16 protein-coding genes and 1 pseudogene are annotated in these 14,229 nt (G+C 67.0%); 9 read left to right on the top strand and 8 right to left on the bottom strand.

The genetic code is table 11. The features are described from left to right. Position 1 precedes the first annotated feature (1 nt). Positions 2-448: a flavodoxin domain-containing protein gene (locus tag IEW22_RS10985; protein ID WP_188586653.1), complete on the bottom strand. Its 447-nt coding sequence runs from the start codon at positions 446-448 to the stop codon at positions 2-4. 149 nt (positions 449-597) lie between these two features. Here IEW22_RS10985 and IEW22_RS10980 point away from each other — a divergent pair, with 149 nt between their 5' ends. After that, positions 598-2,283, top strand: coding sequence for a flavin monoamine oxidase family protein (locus IEW22_RS10980; RefSeq protein WP_188586652.1), 1,686 nt, complete (start codon positions 598-600; stop codon positions 2,281-2,283). Between the two features lie 44 nt (positions 2,284-2,327). Beyond that, on the top strand, positions 2,328-3,125 hold the full coding sequence (locus tag IEW22_RS10975; RefSeq protein ID WP_188586651.1) for a carbon-nitrogen hydrolase family protein: 798 nt from the start codon (positions 2,328-2,330) through the stop codon (positions 3,123-3,125). 26 nt (positions 3,126-3,151) lie between these two features. Here the strand turns inward: IEW22_RS10975 and IEW22_RS10970 are convergent, their stop codons facing one another. The 4 genes and pseudogenes from IEW22_RS10970 to IEW22_RS10960 form a co-directional block, all read right to left on the bottom strand. Next, positions 3,152-3,898, bottom strand: coding sequence for a uracil-DNA glycosylase (locus tag IEW22_RS10970; protein ID WP_188586650.1), 747 nt, complete (start codon positions 3,896-3,898; stop codon positions 3,152-3,154). 39 nt (positions 3,899-3,937) lie between these two features. After that, a complete protein-coding gene (locus tag IEW22_RS20095; protein ID WP_229742475.1) occupies positions 3,938-4,504 on the bottom strand; it encodes a beta/alpha barrel domain-containing protein in 567 nt (188 codons plus the stop codon). Continuing rightward, a pseudogene (locus IEW22_RS20090) lies at positions 4,501-5,088 on the bottom strand (oxidoreductase). Before IEW22_RS20090 ends, IEW22_RS20095 begins: the two are co-directional and overlap by 4 nt. 124 nt (positions 5,089-5,212) lie before the next feature. Continuing rightward, the gene (locus IEW22_RS10960) at positions 5,213-5,728 is read right to left on the bottom strand and encodes an SDR family NAD(P)-dependent oxidoreductase (protein WP_188586649.1); all 516 of its coding nucleotides are present in this window, start codon (positions 5,726-5,728) and stop codon (positions 5,213-5,215) included. Between the two features lie 142 nt (positions 5,729-5,870). Here IEW22_RS10960 and IEW22_RS10955 point away from each other — a divergent pair, with 142 nt between their 5' ends. Next, positions 5,871-6,527 (top strand): TetR/AcrR family transcriptional regulator, encoded by a 657-nt coding sequence (locus tag IEW22_RS10955; protein WP_188586648.1) that lies wholly within the window; start codon positions 5,871-5,873, stop codon positions 6,525-6,527. A gap of 18 nt (positions 6,528-6,545) precedes the next feature. Here IEW22_RS10955 and IEW22_RS10950 read toward each other — a convergent pair whose 3' ends face one another. After that, positions 6,546-7,358 carry a citrate/2-methylcitrate synthase gene (locus IEW22_RS10950; protein ID WP_308421389.1) on the bottom strand — a complete coding sequence of 271 codons (813 nt, stop codon included), beginning with the start codon at positions 7,356-7,358 and terminating at the stop codon, positions 6,546-6,548. Then, on the bottom strand, positions 7,280-7,675 hold the full coding sequence (locus IEW22_RS20485) for a citrate/2-methylcitrate synthase (protein WP_308421388.1): 396 nt from the start codon (positions 7,673-7,675) through the stop codon (positions 7,280-7,282). The genes IEW22_RS10950 and IEW22_RS20485 overlap by 79 nt, the downstream gene beginning before the upstream one ends. A gap of 26 nt (positions 7,676-7,701) precedes the next feature. Between IEW22_RS20485 and IEW22_RS20395 the strand changes: the two genes are divergently transcribed. The 5 genes from IEW22_RS20395 (at position 7,702) to IEW22_RS10930 (ending at position 10,771) form a co-directional block, all read left to right on the top strand. Further along, complete coding sequence (locus tag IEW22_RS20395; protein ID WP_308421387.1) at positions 7,702-8,550, top strand: citrate synthase; 849 nt, start codon at positions 7,702-7,704, stop codon at positions 8,548-8,550. Next, a complete protein-coding gene (locus tag IEW22_RS20390; protein ID WP_268235479.1) occupies positions 8,436-9,146 on the top strand; it encodes a citrate/2-methylcitrate synthase in 711 nt (236 codons plus the stop codon). The genes IEW22_RS20395 and IEW22_RS20390 overlap by 115 nt, the downstream gene beginning before the upstream one ends. A gap of 69 nt (positions 9,147-9,215) precedes the next feature. Next, on the top strand, positions 9,216-9,587 hold the full coding sequence (locus IEW22_RS20480; protein WP_188586647.1) for an RNA-binding S4 domain-containing protein: 372 nt from the start codon (positions 9,216-9,218) through the stop codon (positions 9,585-9,587). 10 nt (positions 9,588-9,597) lie between these two features. After that, positions 9,598-10,212 (top strand): DUF3558 family protein, encoded by a 615-nt coding sequence (locus IEW22_RS20475; protein ID WP_308421386.1) that lies wholly within the window; start codon positions 9,598-9,600, stop codon positions 10,210-10,212. A gap of 16 nt (positions 10,213-10,228) precedes the next feature. Beyond that, positions 10,229-10,771 (top strand): DUF3558 domain-containing protein, encoded by a 543-nt coding sequence (locus tag IEW22_RS10930; protein WP_188586646.1) that lies wholly within the window; start codon positions 10,229-10,231, stop codon positions 10,769-10,771. Positions 10,772-10,787: 16 nt separating this feature from the next. On the opposite strand, the gene IEW22_RS10925 is transcribed toward IEW22_RS10930, so the two are convergent. Beyond that, positions 10,788-12,497, bottom strand: a complete 1,710-nt coding sequence (locus IEW22_RS10925) for an AMP-binding protein (protein ID WP_188586645.1) — start codon at positions 12,495-12,497, stop codon at positions 10,788-10,790. Positions 12,498-12,634: 137 nt separating this feature from the next. Here IEW22_RS10925 and IEW22_RS10920 point away from each other — a divergent pair, with 137 nt between their 5' ends. Continuing rightward, a complete protein-coding gene (locus IEW22_RS10920; protein ID WP_188586644.1) occupies positions 12,635-14,170 on the top strand; it encodes a CoA-acylating methylmalonate-semialdehyde dehydrogenase in 1,536 nt (511 codons plus the stop codon). The last annotated feature ends 59 nt before the right edge of the window (positions 14,171-14,229 follow it).

Raw genomic sequence — 14,229 nt, 5'->3', positions numbered from 1 at the left:
GCTACGCGGTCGCCTCGAGAAGTTCGGTGAGATCCTGTGCCCAGGCACGCCCGGCCACCCTGGGCTTGATGTCCGACGAGCCGTCGTGGCGGCCGTGTTCGCCGACCTGGGTGGCGCCCCGTTCGGTGAGTATCTCGGCCATGATCTCGCCGCCGCGGTTGTAGGTGTCCTCGTAGACCACATCTCCGAGGCCGAACACCGCGAAGCGCAGATGTGACAGGTCGGGGGTGCGCGCATCGAGTGCGGCGGCGAAAGGTTCTGCCCCGGTGGGTAGTTCGCCCGACCCATAGGTGGAGCACACCACGATCAGCAGGGAGACCTCGGCGAGATCGTCGATGTCGAAGTCGGTCATGTCGTAGACGCCGTCGGCCATCACCACATCGGCCATCTCCTCGGCGACGTTCTCCGCGGTGCCGGTCTCGGTGCCGAACAGGATCATCACGGACATGGTTGGCCTCTCCGGTCGTTGTCATGCGGTGCGGGTCCAATGTACCTTAGCCTCAACTAACTAGAGGTGCGCTCGCCGGCTGGACCGACGCCGGTGGACGCTGCGTCCGACGGCCTGCCGGTACCTTCGACCCCGGCTACCCTGAGCCGGTGAACGACTCCGCCGACGTCTCTACCTCCCCCGATGCCCCGCCGGTCACCATCTTCGGGCCGGACTTCCCCTTCGCCTACGACGACTGGATCTCCCATCCGTCCGGGATCGGTGCGATCGGGCCGGAGGCCTACGGGCAGGAGGTCGCGATCATCGGCGCCGGCATGGCCGGGATGGTCGCCGCCTACGAGCTGATGAAGATCGGGCTGCGGCCGGTGGTCTACGAGCCCAACCGGATCGGCGGGCGCCTGCGGTCGGAGCCGTTTGTTCCCGGCGAACCCGAGGTCGCCGAGCTCGGCGGGATGCGTTTCCCGATCTCGTCGAGTTCCTTCTACCACTACGTGAACAAATTCGGTTTGCGCACAAGGCCTTTCCCCAACCCGCTGACCGAGGCCGCCGGCTCGACAGTGGTCGACATGAACGGTGAGAGCCTCTACGCGCGCACACTCGAGGATCTACCGGAGATCTACGCCGAGATCGCGGCGGCCTGGGACAACGCACTCGAACGCATCGCGGGGTTCTCTCAGATGCAGGATGCGATCGCCCGGCGTGACGCACCCGAGATCAAGCGCCGGTGGAATCAGCTCGTCCACGACTGGGATGACCGCAGCTTCTACGACTTCCTGTCCACCTCCGATGAGTTCGGCAAACTCAGTTTCCGGCATCGCGAGTTGTTCGGCCAGGTCGGATTCGGTACCGGCGGTTGGGATTCGGATTTCTCGAACTCGATGCTGGAGATCCTGCGCGTGGTGCTCACCAACTGCGACACCGACCAGCACCTGATCGTCGGTGGGGCAGAACAGGTTCCGCGTCGACTCTGGTCGGACACGCCCTATCGCATCACGCATTGGCCGGTGGGGACGAGCCTGTCGTCGCTGCACAACGGCTCGCCGCGCGCCGGGGTGAAGGCCATCCGCCGTGCCGATGCCGACCATCTCGAGGTGGTCGACTCCTACGGGGTCGCCAAGCAGTACAAGGCGGTCATCGTGACTTGTCAGGCATGGCTGCTCACCACCGAGATCGACTGCGAGGAATCGTTGTTGTCGATGGACCTGTGGATGGCGCTGGACCGCACGCGCTACATGCAGTCGTCGAAGACCTTCGTGATGACCGACCGCCCGTTCTGGCGCGACGTGGACCCGGCGACCGGTCGGGAGGTGATGAGTATGACGCTCACCGATCGCCTCACCCGCGGTACCTACCTGTTCGACAACGGTCCCGATCGCCCCGGCGTGATCTGCCTGAGCTACACCTGGATGACCGACTCGCTGAAGATGTTGCCGCATCCGGTCGAGCGGCGGGTGGAGCTCGCACTTCGCGCCCTGGACAACATCTATCCCGAGGTCGACATCAAGTCGCATATCGTCGGCCGTCCGATAACCGTGTCGTGGGAGGCAGATCCGTCCTTTCTCGGCGCGTTCAAGGGGTCGTTGCCCGGTCACTACCGCTACAACACCCGCATGTACGGCCACTTCATACAGGACGACCTGCCCGCTCATCAGCGTGGCCTGTTCCTCGCGGGCGACGATGTCGCGTTCATGCCGGCGTGGGTCGAGGGTGCGGTGCAGAGCGGACTGAACTCGGTGTGGGGTGTCATGCACCACTTCGGAGGCCAGACGCCGGTCGACAATCCTGGCCCCGGAGACGTCTACGCCGACATCGGTCCGATCGACGTGGGAGACTGAAGGTCCCGACGCCGGGGCACCAGGACTACCGGGAGGGTTGCGCCATGCGAATCATGTTGTGCCAGTGTGAGTCGCTGGGTGGCGACGTGGAAGTCAACGTCGAGCGCCTGACGGGATTCATCGCCGCGGCCGCCGCCGACGATGTCGACCTCGTGATCGCCCCGGAGATGTTCCTGTCCGGCTACAACATCGGGCCGGCCGCAGCGGCGCGGCTGGCCGAACCGGTCGACGGACCCACCCATCGACGGATCTCGGCGATCGCGGCCGAGCATCGCGTCGCGGTGATCTACGGATTCCCCGAACTGTCCGGCGACGACTCCGACATCGGCGAGAGCGTCTACAACGCAGTGCGTTTCGTCGACCGCGACGGTACGACGCTGACGGTGCACCGCAAGACGCATCTGTTCGGTGCGCTGGACCGGGAGATGGTCGCCGAGTCGCATGAACGTGGCACGGTCGTCGATTTCGAAGGCTGGCGAATCGGTCTGGCCATCTGTTACGAGGTCGAGTTCGCCGAACTGGTCCGCGGCCTCGCTGTCGACGGCGCCGATCTGGTGTGTGTGCCCACGGCCAACATGGCCGAGTTCAGCGTGGTGCAGACGGTGCTGTTGCCCGCGCGTGCGCTGGAGAATCAGGTGTTCGTCGCCTACGCCAATTACTGCGGTGACGACGACGGCCTGCTGTACGGCGGCTTGTCGACCGTCACCGGTCCAGGCGGCGACGTGGTGGTCCGGGCCGGAACCGGGCCCGAGACGGTGATCGCCGAGATCGACCGCGACGAGCTCGACAAGTCGCGCGCGACCTTCCCGTATCTGCTCGACCGGCGTCCTGAGCTGTACTGATCGGCGGAATCCGAGGGGAATCCCCATCAGTCACCGGTCGGCAGACCCGCCGCCTGCGCGGCGCGGCCGAAGACCTCAGTGAGCATGGCCGGTGTCAGGCGCCCGGTGAACGTGTTCTGCTGACTCGGGTGATAACAGCCGAACAGGCGCACGGACCGATCCCGCGGACTGACCAGCCTCACCTCGGTTCCGTGACCGAATTTCGGTGCGGGGCGGGCGATCTGCCAGCCCGAGTCACGCAGCGCCTGTAGTGCCGCAGCCCATCCGATGGCGCCGAGCGCCACGATCGAGCGCATCGTGGGCATCATCAGGGTGAACTCGGCGGCCAGCCAGTGTGCACAGGTGTGCCGCTCGTCGGGGGTCGGCTTGTTCGCCGGCGGCGCACAGTGCACGGGTGCGGTCATCCGCACGCCGTGCAGCGTGAGGCCGTCGTCGACCGACCTCGACGCCGGCTGGTTCACCAGTCCCAGGTCGTAGAGCCCGGCGAACAGGAAGTCGCCGCTGCGGTCGCCGGTGAACATCCGCCCGGTGCGGTTGGCGCCATGTGCCGCCGGGGCCAACCCGACCACCACCAGCGGTGCGTCAGCCGGACCCAGTCCGGGAACTGGCCTGCCCCAATAGGTTTCGTCGGCGAATGCGGCACGCTTCTCGGTCGCGACCAGTTCTCGCCAGGCGACCAGCCGCGGACACGCCCGACAGGTGGTCAGCGCCGCATCGAGTGCGGCCATACTCCGATAACGCTTCGGCGAGGACGGCGGCGACGCGGCGGGCATGGGTTCGACTCTATGACCCCACCGCACGATGCACGACTCTCACACCACTTCGGCGGCGGTCGTACGCGCCTGCCGGAGCGCGGCGCGGCCGGTGCGGGCGATGGCCGGCACCGCGGTCGACAGCCCCGCTGAGTTCTTCGGCGCGAGCCCATGGGCCATCCGATGGAGCTGGTCATTGTGTGCGGCGAGCTGGAGGTAGCCGTCGATCGGCCGGTAGCCGGTCCGCCGTGGGTCGCGGGGCAGCGTGGGTTCGGGTTCGCCGGCGAGGATCCGTGCCGGATAGTCGGGAACGGATGCCATCGGTCTGGCGATACCGACCATGTCGATGCCGCGTGCCAGTGCACCTTCCATGTCGGCGCGGGTGCGCAGACCGCCGGTCAGCATCAAGGGTGTCTCGACACGCCTGCCCAGCTCGACGGCATAGTCGAGGAAGTATCCGCTCGTGGTGCCTGCGGGATGTGCGACGCCCTCCATGGCGGGCATCGCATAGTTGCCGCCGGAGATCTCGAGCAGATCGATGCCTGCGCCGCCGAGCGCACTGGCGACGTCGAACGAATCCTCGATGCTCAGGCCGCCGCGTTGGAAATCTGTCGAGTTGAGCTTCACCGACAGTGCTGCGGAGGTCCGATGGCTGATCGGACCGCACGCACGGTGTCGAGCAGCATCCGTCGGCGTGCGGTCGGGGAGCCGCCGTAGCGGTCGGTGCGGGTGTTGGCCAGCGGTGAGAGAAACTGTGCCAGAAGGTATCCATGTGCGGCGTGGATCTGGACACCGTCGAATCCGGCGTCGACGGCCATTGTCGCGGCACGGACGAAACCGTCGACGATCGACACGATCTGCGCTGACGAGAGTTCCTAGGGTTTGCGGATGTTGAAGCCCGGCACGGGTTCGCGCCGCGCCGACGGGCCGCGGGGGCGGCGGTTGAACGGTACGGTCGCCACGCGTCCGGGATGATTGATCTGCATCCACACGGCCCCGCCCGCCGCATGTGCGCTGCGCGCCAGCAGCCGCAGGCCCGACAGTGCCGCCGCGTTGTCGGCGATGACGTTGCCGGGTTCGACGAGGGCGTTGCGGTCGGTCACCACATTGCCGGTGATCAGCAGCGCCGCGCCGCTGCGCGCCCAGATGTCATAGAGCCGTCGCAATTCGCGGGTCACATGACCGTGGCGATCGGCGAGTTGCTCACTCATGGCGGCCTTCGCGATCCGATTGGACAGCGTTGCGCCGCAAGGGAGTACGAGCGGTTGATTCAGATCCGGGGCCATCATCTCGAGCACTCTCGTCGGGGTTCTGGGGTCGGGGCGGGCGGCAGCGTCATCGCACCGCCCGTCGATAGGCGGCGTGCAGCAGCCGGGAGCTGAGCGCATGAGGGGTGACGCGTCCGGCGATCGTCTGCGCCTTGGCGAACACCCCTGGTACCACCCGGCGCTGCCCGCGCGCCATCCCGACCAGCGTCTCGTCGGCGACCTTCTGTGCATTCATCGAGAATCCCTGGGGGACAAGTGCGTCCAGATTCCCGAGGTGGGCCGCCTCGGCGAACTCGGTGCGCACCGGGCCGGGGGCCAGCAGTGTGCAGGTGACCCCGGTGGTGCGCAGTTCGGTGTGCAACGATTCGGCGAGGGTGTTGGCGAACGCCTTGGTCGCCGCATATGTGGCGTTGCCGGGGCCGGGTTGGTTGCCCGCTGTCGCGCCGAGCGCACGCAGCCGAGCCTCGCGACGGGCCACCAGGAGCAGGTTGTGGCCGTCGCGGGCGAGCCCCTGTGCCAGCGCCTCGCCGATTCCCGACGAGGCCCCGGTGATGACCGCGAGTCGGCCCGTCGACGTGTTCATGGCGGAGCCTCCTCGGCTGAGATGCCCGATCTCGGTGAGCCAAAGCTACACATGTGAAGCTTTGGCTCGACCATAGCTACACTGATGTAGCTTGTAAAGCGAGAGATCGCGGCGACGAGGTCTTGCCGGAAGGAAGGCGCGGGTGCAGCGGACGAGCGAGCGGAAGAACCGGCCCTATGCCGCGCGGATGCCGACGGCCCAGCGGCGCGACCAGCTCCTGGATGCGGTGCTGGCGGTGATCGTCGATCGGGGCGTCGGTGCGGTGACCGTCGACGCGGTCGCACAGCGCGCAGGCGTCACACGTCCGGTGGTCTACGGGCAGTTCGCCGATGCGAACGACCTGCTGCGCCATTCGCTGCGCCGCGAGGAGCAGCGAGCCTATGCGCAACTGGGAACCGCGCTCGACCTGCGAATCGACACCGCACACGGTGACGCCGATACCCGCCGCGATGCGCTGACCCAGGCGCTGGACCGTCTCACACAGGCCTTCCTGGAGGCGGTGACCGATCACCCCGACCGGTGGCGGGCGATCCTGCTCGTCGCCGACAGTTCGACTCCCCAGTTGCACGCCCGCATCGACCGGGCTCGCGCCGGACTGGTGGCGGGGATGGCTGAGGCGCTGACCCAGGCGGGCGTATTCGACGCCGACACCGACGTCGAGATGATCGCGCACAGCTACGTCGCCACCCTCTGGGAGTTCGCGCGTGTGATGATCGCAGATCCCCAGCGATTCCCTGCACAGCGGCTGCGCGCCGCGGTCACCGCGGCGTTCGCGCCGCGGATCCGTTCGGGCAGATGAGGTGGCGTCGCAACGAGGTCACGGCGTGGCCGGTGTGAGCGGCCGGCCGACGTAGCGGGCGTCGGGTCGGATGATCGTGCGGATCGCAGACTGTTCGACGATGTTCGCCGACCATCCCACCACCCGGCTGACCGCGAAGGTGGGGGTGAACATTTCGCGAGGCAGTCCGCACCGGTCCATCACGACGCCGGCATAGAATTCGACATTCGCATAGCGCGGCCGGTCCGGGTGCGCTTCGCGTAGTGCCGAGACGATCTTCTCCTCGGCATCGACGGCGAATTCCACAGTGGCCCCGCCCAGTTCGAGCGCCACGCCTTTGAGCATCTCCGAACGGGGATCGCGAGTGCGGTACACCGCATGTCCGAAGCACATGATCCGTCGGCCATGAGCGATCTCATCGCGGGCCCACTCGGCCGGGTCGCGTCCGGTCGACCGGATCTCGTCGAGCGCCTCGAGTGCGCGATCGGGTGCACCGCCGTGTAATGGTCCGCTGAACGCGCCGATTGCCCCGCACACCGCTGAGAACACATCGGCCCCGGTGGAGGCGATCACGCGGGCGGTGAACGTCGACGCGTTGAAGCCGTGGTCGATCGTGGCGATCAGATACTTCTCCACCGCACGCACCAGCGCCGCGTCGGCGACCTCGCCGGTCACCATGTAGAGCCAGTTCGCCGCGACACCCAGATCCGGCCGCGGTGCCACCGGATTCACGCCGCGGGAGATGCGGTGCAGGGCAGCCAGGATGGTCGGGGTCACCGCGGAGACCCGCAGTGCATCGGCCTGCCTGTCCGCCTCGGTGGCATCCCACAGCGGCGTCGCGCCGGTGCCCAACGCGGACAGACTGTCCGCAAACCACCGAGCATCCCACGGCTGGTCAGCGACTGTCCCACCTGGTGCAGCAGGCTCATCGTGGCCGGGGGCACCTCGCGCAATGGTGTGATGGTGGCGACGAACTCGGACAACTCGTCGTCGTCGGGGAGATGCCCACGGGCGAACAGGAACCACACCTGCTCGAATGTGGCGTGTTCGGCGAGGTCGATCGCGGAGTACTGGCGATATTGGTAGAAGCCGGCGTCGCCGTCGACGCGCCCGATCTCGGTGTCGGCGACCACCACATCGCGCAGACCACGGGGTGCAATCACAGTCATGCCAGTCACTTTTGAGCTGCCATGACATGCTGTCAATGTTGATCGGATCAATATCGAGGTGGAGTCGGCCAGCGGTCCGGTCACGTAAGGGAGTCCGGGGGGACGAGTCCGAGGAGGCGAATGTGGCGTCACGGCAACCGCGGTCTGCGAGTCCACGGTCGGAAGACCCGGGTCCCGGAGAGCAGGGTGCCGGCCACCGGCGTCACCGGCGCCGGTGGCCGACGCCCATCCGGCATGACGGCCGGGAGTTCCTCACCACTGCACAGGCGGCGCGGGTGCTCGGAGTCAAGCCGGCGTCCCTGTATGCCTACGTCAGTCGAGGCCGGATCCAGAGCACGCGCATCGAGGGCATCAACGGCAGTGTGTTCGCACTCGCGGACATCGAGGCATTCGCCGGCCGCGGCGCACCACGACCTCCGCTCGGTGTGGTGGAGCGGATTCGCACTCATATCACCTTGCTGGAGAACGACTCTCAGTACTATCGGGGCGTCGACGTCGCCGAACTCGCCGGTGAGAAGGCCTTCGAGGACGTCGCCGAACTGTTGTGGGGTGTCCCCGCGCAGTGGGCGGTGCGGGGTCGGCGTTCGCTCACTGAACGCGACCGCCGGGCCATTCGGCGTCTCGTGGCCGGTGCGCGGGGAGTCGACGTCATCCGGATGGTCACCGACACCCTCGGTGCCCGCGACCCGGGACGACACGAGACCCGGCCCGCACAGGTGCAGATACGGCTGCCGCCGTCATCGTCAATGCCGTGCAGACACTGCCGATACTCGGCGGTGCCGCAGTGCCCTCGACCGCCGCAGTGCCCTCGACCGCTGCTGCACCCCGCTCACCGACGACCTCCTCGATCGCGGCAAGTCTGTGGCCGCGACTGACGACGCTGCCCGCCACCCGCCCACGGCTGCGCCTGCTCAACAGCGCACTGGTGTGCCTGGCCGACCACGACATGAGCGCCGGTGCGGTGGCCGCGCGAGTGGCGGCCAGTGCCCGCGGCGGTCCGTATGCCGTGATCGGCGCGGGCCTGGGTGCACTCGACGGACCGGTGCACGGTGGTGCGGCCACCCTGGCGCAGGAGTTCCTGCGTTCGGCGCTCGACGACCCTCGGTCGGCAGTGCTGGCCACCCGGGCGGACGGTCGCCGTGTTCCAGGTACCGGTCATCGGGTGTATCAACGCCGAGACCCGCGAGCCGAGGTGTTGCGGTCGGCGATGGGTCAGATCGGCGGAGGCGATCGCCGTGTTCTCCCCGCGATCGACGACATCGCCGACATGGTGGCCGAACAGCGCGACTTCGTGAACTCCGACATGCTGCTCGCCGGCATCGCGCTGCGGTTCTCGATGGTTCCGCACGCCGCGGAGACGATCTTCGCGGTCGCGAGGATCTCCGGGTGGGCCGCCCATGCGATCGAAGAGTACGGTGAGGCGCCGCTGCGCTTCCGGCCCCAGGGCATCTATGTGGGCGCTCGCAGCTGAACGGCAACGGCCCCGGCCCACAGGCTGCCCCGCACGCCTACAGTGGATTGTCATGCTGAGGAGCACGTCATGAGTGTGCGCGTGGACGCCTGGATCTGGGCGGTGCGGCTGGTCAAGACGCGATCAGCGGGGGCGGCCGCATGCCGCGCAGGCCATGTGCGGGTCAATGGGGTCACCGCCAAACCCGCCCAGCAGGTGTCGGTGGGCGATGAGGTACGCCTACGACTCGACGGACGTGAACGGATCGTCGAGGTGACTCGGCCGATCGCCAAGCGGGTCGGCGCGTCGGTCGCTGCCGAATGTCTGATCGACCGCAGTCCACCGCCGCCGCCGAAAGAGCTGTTCGTGGCGGTGCCCGTCCGCGATCGGGGAGCCGGCCGGCCCACGAAGCGTGAGCGTCGCGAGATCGACCGACTGCGAGGCCGCGGATCGGGCATCTAGACTCGCGACCGTGTTCACCCGCGTGATCCATCGCCGATCGATCGCCGTCGTCGCGGCGGTGGCCGCGTTGTCGCTCGTCGCCTCGTGTGGCGACGACTCGAAGGATTCGTCTCCACAGACCACGCAGGGGGAGGCGGCCCCCGGTGCGGCCGGTGCCGGTCCGTTCTTCGGCAACTGCGGCGGGGTGGAGGTGGCCGAGGTGTCGAAGGCCACCGGTTTCGACGGCCTGACCAACACGGTGCGCAATCCGTCGGTCTGCGAATGGGTCACCCCGGAGGGTGACATCGGCCCACAGGTGTCGTTCAACTGGTACCGGGGCAGCCCGATCGGTCGCGAACGGGCCACCGAACAGCTCACCCGCGACTCCGTCACCGACATCGAGATCTCCGGCGGCAAAGGCTTTCTCGCCTCGACCACCGGATTGTGCGAACTCGGTATCGCCTTCGGTGCTGACTTCTTCGAGTGGTCGGCCAGTGTCGGCGCCACCGCGGGCGGTGGCTCCGGCCAGCCATCGCCCGGGGCGCCCGCACCCGGGCAGGGGCAAGCGCCCGATGCCGCCACCGAGAAGATGTGCGATGCCGTGAAACAGCTGGGCACACTGACCATCTCGCGGAGCCAGAAATGACCTACGGAGCCCGACAATGACCACCAGGGTTCGACGACTCGCCGCGATCGCTGCCCTGCCGGCGGCCGCGATGATCGCGCTGGCCGGCTGCTCGCAGGAGATCTCCGGGACGGCCACCACCCCCGGGAGCTCGGGAAATGTCGACACCGACAAGTACGACCGGCTGCTGTTGGAGTGTCAGGTGGTGCCCGCGCAGCAGATCGCGACCATCGTCGGCGGAGTGACCGCGCAGACCACGTTCAACGGTGCGATCTGCCGGTGGCTCGTCAGCGGAGACGTGACCGCCGACGTCACCCTCACCTGGTTCGAGTGGGGGACGATGGAGGTGGAGAAGCGCACCTCACAGCGACTGGGCTACACCACCGACAACGTCACCATCGCCGGTGCGGCAGCGTTCACCCAGCGCGACCCCAAGCGCCCGGGAGTCTGTGGTGTGACGGCGAATTCGCCGAGCCGCGGCATCATCAGCTGGTGGGTCGAGCCGCGCGGTGCCGCACCCGCCGACCCGTGCCAGGCGCCCACCAAGCTGATGGAGCTGATGCTGCGCGGCGGACAGTGACCGCCGCGGTCGGTGCTCACACACCGTCTTCGGTGAATTCCTCGCTGATGTCGCCAGAGTTCTCGGCTGCGCGTAGCTGTACGCGACGGATCTTGCCGCTGATCGTCTTGGGCAGCTCCGCGAAGCTCAGCCGCCGGATGCGCTTGTAACCGGCGAGATTCGCGCGGCTGTGCGCGAAGATCGAACGCGCGGTCTGCGCGTCCGGCGAGAAGCCCTCGGCCAGAACGATATAGGCCTTGGGGACCGACAGACGCAGCGGATCGGGGGCGGGTACCACGGCCGCCTCGACCACCGCCTCGTGTTCGATGAGCACCGACTCGAGCTCGAACGGACTGATCCGGTAGTCGCTGGATTTGAACACGTCGTCGGTGCGGCCCACGTAGGTGATGTAGCCGTCGGCGTCACGCGATCCCACGTCGCCGGTGTGGTAATACCCGCCCGACATGGCGCTGGCGGTCTTGTCCGGATCGCCGTGGTAGCCCACCATCAGTCCGATCGGCCGTTCGCGCAGGTCGATGCAGATCTCGCCCTCGTCGACGCCGGCTGTACCGGTGGCCGGGTCCACCAATTCGATGCGGTAGCCGGGCATCGGTCGACCCATCGAACCGGCCTTGACGGGCTGCCCGGGGCTGTTGGCGATCTGTACGGTGGTCTCGGTCTGACCGAAACCATCGCGGATCGTCACACCCCATGCGCGCTCGACGCGCTCGATCACCTCGGGGTTGAGTGGTTCACCGGCCCCGACCACAGTGCGCGGCGGGTTGGTCAGAGTCGTCAGATCGGATTGGATCAGCATGCGCCACACCGTCGGTGGTGCACAGAAGCTGGTCACGCCGCAGCGCTGCATCTGTGTCATCAGTGCCTGGGCATCGAAGCGCGTGTAGTTGTAGATGAACACACAGGCCTGGGCATTGAACGGGGCGAAGAAGTTCGACCAGGCGTGTTTGGCCCACCCGGGTGAGGAGACGTTGAGGTGGATGTCGCCGGGTCGGATGCCGATCCAGTACATCGTGGACAGATGCCCCACCGGATAGGAGACGTGGGTGTGTTCGACGAGTTTGGGTTTCGACGTGGTGCCCGAGGTGAAGTAGAGCAGCAGCGTGTCGTCGGCATGGGTTGCTCGTGACGGTATAAAAATTGTTGGTGCAGAAGATGAGTCGGCGTAGTCGAGCCAGCCGGGCACCGATGCGCCGACCGCGATACGGGTGTGCTCGGCGCCCAGTTGGTCGACCGTCGCGGCGAGTTCGCTGCGTACGATCACATGCGAGACCTCGCCCCTGGTGAGCCGATCGTCGATATCGGCGGCACTGAGCAATGTGGTCGCCGGGATCACCACGGCGCCGATCTTGCAGGCAGCGAGCATGATCTCCCACAGCTCCACTTGATTCGAGAGCATCAGCAGGATGCGTTCACCCGGCCCGATCCCGCTGTCGGTCAACCAGTTCGCCGCTTGCGACGACCGCTGCGCCAGCTGTGCATAGCTGAGGATCTGTTCGGAGCCGTCCTCTTCGACAATCCACAACGCCGGCGAGTCGTTGTCCTCGGCGATCGCGTCGAACCAGTCCAGTGCCCAGTTCCACTCGTCGAACTGTGGCCAGGAGAAGCCGCTGACCGCCTTCTCGTAGTCCTCGGCGTGAGTGAGCAGGGAGTCGCGCGCAGCGCGGAACCGCTCGGTGTTGATCCCGGCGGTGTTGGTCCCGGCGGCGGTGGTCTCGGCGGCTCCCATGGTCGTGCTCCTGTGGTCGTGTGCGGAACTTGCTTGCATATCCAACTATCTTGCTAGGATATCCAAGTATAGAGTGACCCAGGACACAATCGGCGTGGTTCGATCAGAACATGGTTCGATCAGAAGAGGAACGGGAAATGCCCAAGTCTGCCAACGGGACCGGTGTCGAGGCGACCGGTGCCGCATCGTCTGACATCAGGACGATCTCCCACCACATCGGCGGTGAGGCGGTGCCCGGTACATCGGGGCGGTTCGCCGACGTGATGAACCCGAGTACCGGCGCGGTCGGTGCGCGCGTGCCGCTGGCCGACGCCGGTGAGGTGGACACCGCGGTACAGATCGCCGCACGCGCACAACGGGAGTGGGCCGCCTGGAATCCCCAGCGACGTGCGCGGGTGCTCATGCGGTTCGTCGACCTGGTCAACCGTGACGCCGACGACCTCGCCGAGTTGCTGGCCATCGAACACGGCAAGACCGTGGCCGATGCGCACGGCGACATCCAACGCGGGGTCGAGGTCATCGAATTCGCGATCGGCATCCCGCACCTGCTCAAAGGTGAGTACACCGAGGGTGCCGGTGCAGGCATCGACGTCTATTCACTCCGTCAGCCACTCGGTGTGGTCGCGGGCATCACGCCGTTCAACTTCCCGGCCATGATCCCGCTGTGGAAGGCGGGCCCGGCGATCGCCTCCGGCAATGCGTTCATCCTCAAGCCGTCCGAACGTGACCCGTCGGTGCCGGTTCGGCTCGCCGAGCTGTTCGAGGAGGCCGGACTGCCCGCGGGCCTCTTCCAGGTGGTGCACGGTGACAAAGAGGCCGTGGACGCGATCCTCGACCACCCGCAGATCGAAGCGGTCGGCTTCGTCGGATCATCGGATATCGCGCAGTACATCTACGCCCGCTCGGCGGCGAACGGCAAACGCGCGCAGTGCTTCGGCGGAGCGAAGAATCACATGATCATCATGCCCGACGCCGATCTCGACCAGGCCGCTGATGCGCTCGTGGGGGCCGGATACGGCAGTGCGGGCGAACGATGCATGGCGATCAGCGTCGCGGTGCCCGTCGGTGCGGACACTGCCGAGCGCCTGCGTGCTCGTCTGGTGGACAAGATCGCCGCACTGCGAGTGGGACACAGCCTGGACCCCAAGGCCGACTACGGTCCGCTGGTCAGCTCCGCTGCGTTGGAGCGCGTTCGCGACTACATTGCCGCCGGGCAGGATTCGGGAGCCGAGCTGGTGATCGACGGGCGCGAGCGCGGCGCCGACGATCTGTCTTTCGCCGACGAGAGCCTGGCCGAGGGCTACTTCATCGGGCCCACCCTGTTCGACCACGTGACCACCGACATGTCGATCTACACCGACGAGATCTTCGGGCCGGTGGTGTGTATCGTGCGCGCCGACGACTATGAGGAAGCCCTGTCGTTGCCGTCGACACACGAATACGGCAACGGCGTGGCGATCTTCACCCGCGACGGTGACGCCGCACGCGACTTCACCGCACGCGTGCAGGTCGGGATGGTCGGGGTCAACGTACCCATCCCGGTGCCGGTGGCCTATCACACCTTCGGCGGTTGGAAGCGTTCAGGTTTCGGTGATCTCAACCAGCACGGCCCGTCGTCGATCGAGTTCTACACTAAGCCTCGATCCACCGATTTGTACCTGTCCGGGGGATGAGGGATAGACGAAATGCCCTGTCTGAGTGACAGAATGGGACTTGCTCAGGGTTCCATCGG

It is taken from the genome of Gordonia jinhuaensis (assembly GCF_014639795.1).
Taxonomy (GTDB): Bacteria; Actinomycetota; Actinomycetes; order Mycobacteriales; family Mycobacteriaceae; genus Gordonia_B; species Gordonia_B jinhuaensis.
This window is presented reverse-complemented; position numbering and strand designations above follow the sequence as displayed.

Coding starts and splice junctions, on each gene's coding strand:
- IEW22_RS20485 (WP_308421388.1), bottom strand. CDS start 7,675: ATGACTGTGATTGCACCCCGTGGTCTGCGCGATGTGGTGGTCGCCGAC.
- IEW22_RS20480 (WP_188586647.1), top strand. CDS start 9,216: ATGAGTGTGCGCGTGGACGCCTGGATCTGGGCGGTGCGGCTGGTCAAG.
- IEW22_RS10985 (WP_188586653.1), bottom strand. CDS start 448: ATGTCCGTGATGATCCTGTTCGGCACCGAGACCGGCACCGCGGAGAAC.
- IEW22_RS10975 (WP_188586651.1), top strand. CDS start 2,328: ATGCGAATCATGTTGTGCCAGTGTGAGTCGCTGGGTGGCGACGTGGAA.
- IEW22_RS10920 (WP_188586644.1), top strand. CDS start 12,635: ATGCCCAAGTCTGCCAACGGGACCGGTGTCGAGGCGACCGGTGCCGCA.
- IEW22_RS10970 (WP_188586650.1), bottom strand. CDS start 3,898: ATGCCCGCCGCGTCGCCGCCGTCCTCGCCGAAGCGTTATCGGAGTATG.
- IEW22_RS10925 (WP_188586645.1), bottom strand. CDS start 12,497: ATGGGAGCCGCCGAGACCACCGCCGCCGGGACCAACACCGCCGGGATC.
- IEW22_RS10960 (WP_188586649.1), bottom strand. CDS start 5,728: ATGAACACGTCGACGGGCCGACTCGCGGTCATCACCGGGGCCTCGTCG.
- IEW22_RS20395 (WP_308421387.1), top strand. CDS start 7,702: ATGCTGTCAATGTTGATCGGATCAATATCGAGGTGGAGTCGGCCAGCG.
- IEW22_RS10930 (WP_188586646.1), top strand. CDS start 10,229: ATGACCACCAGGGTTCGACGACTCGCCGCGATCGCTGCCCTGCCGGCG.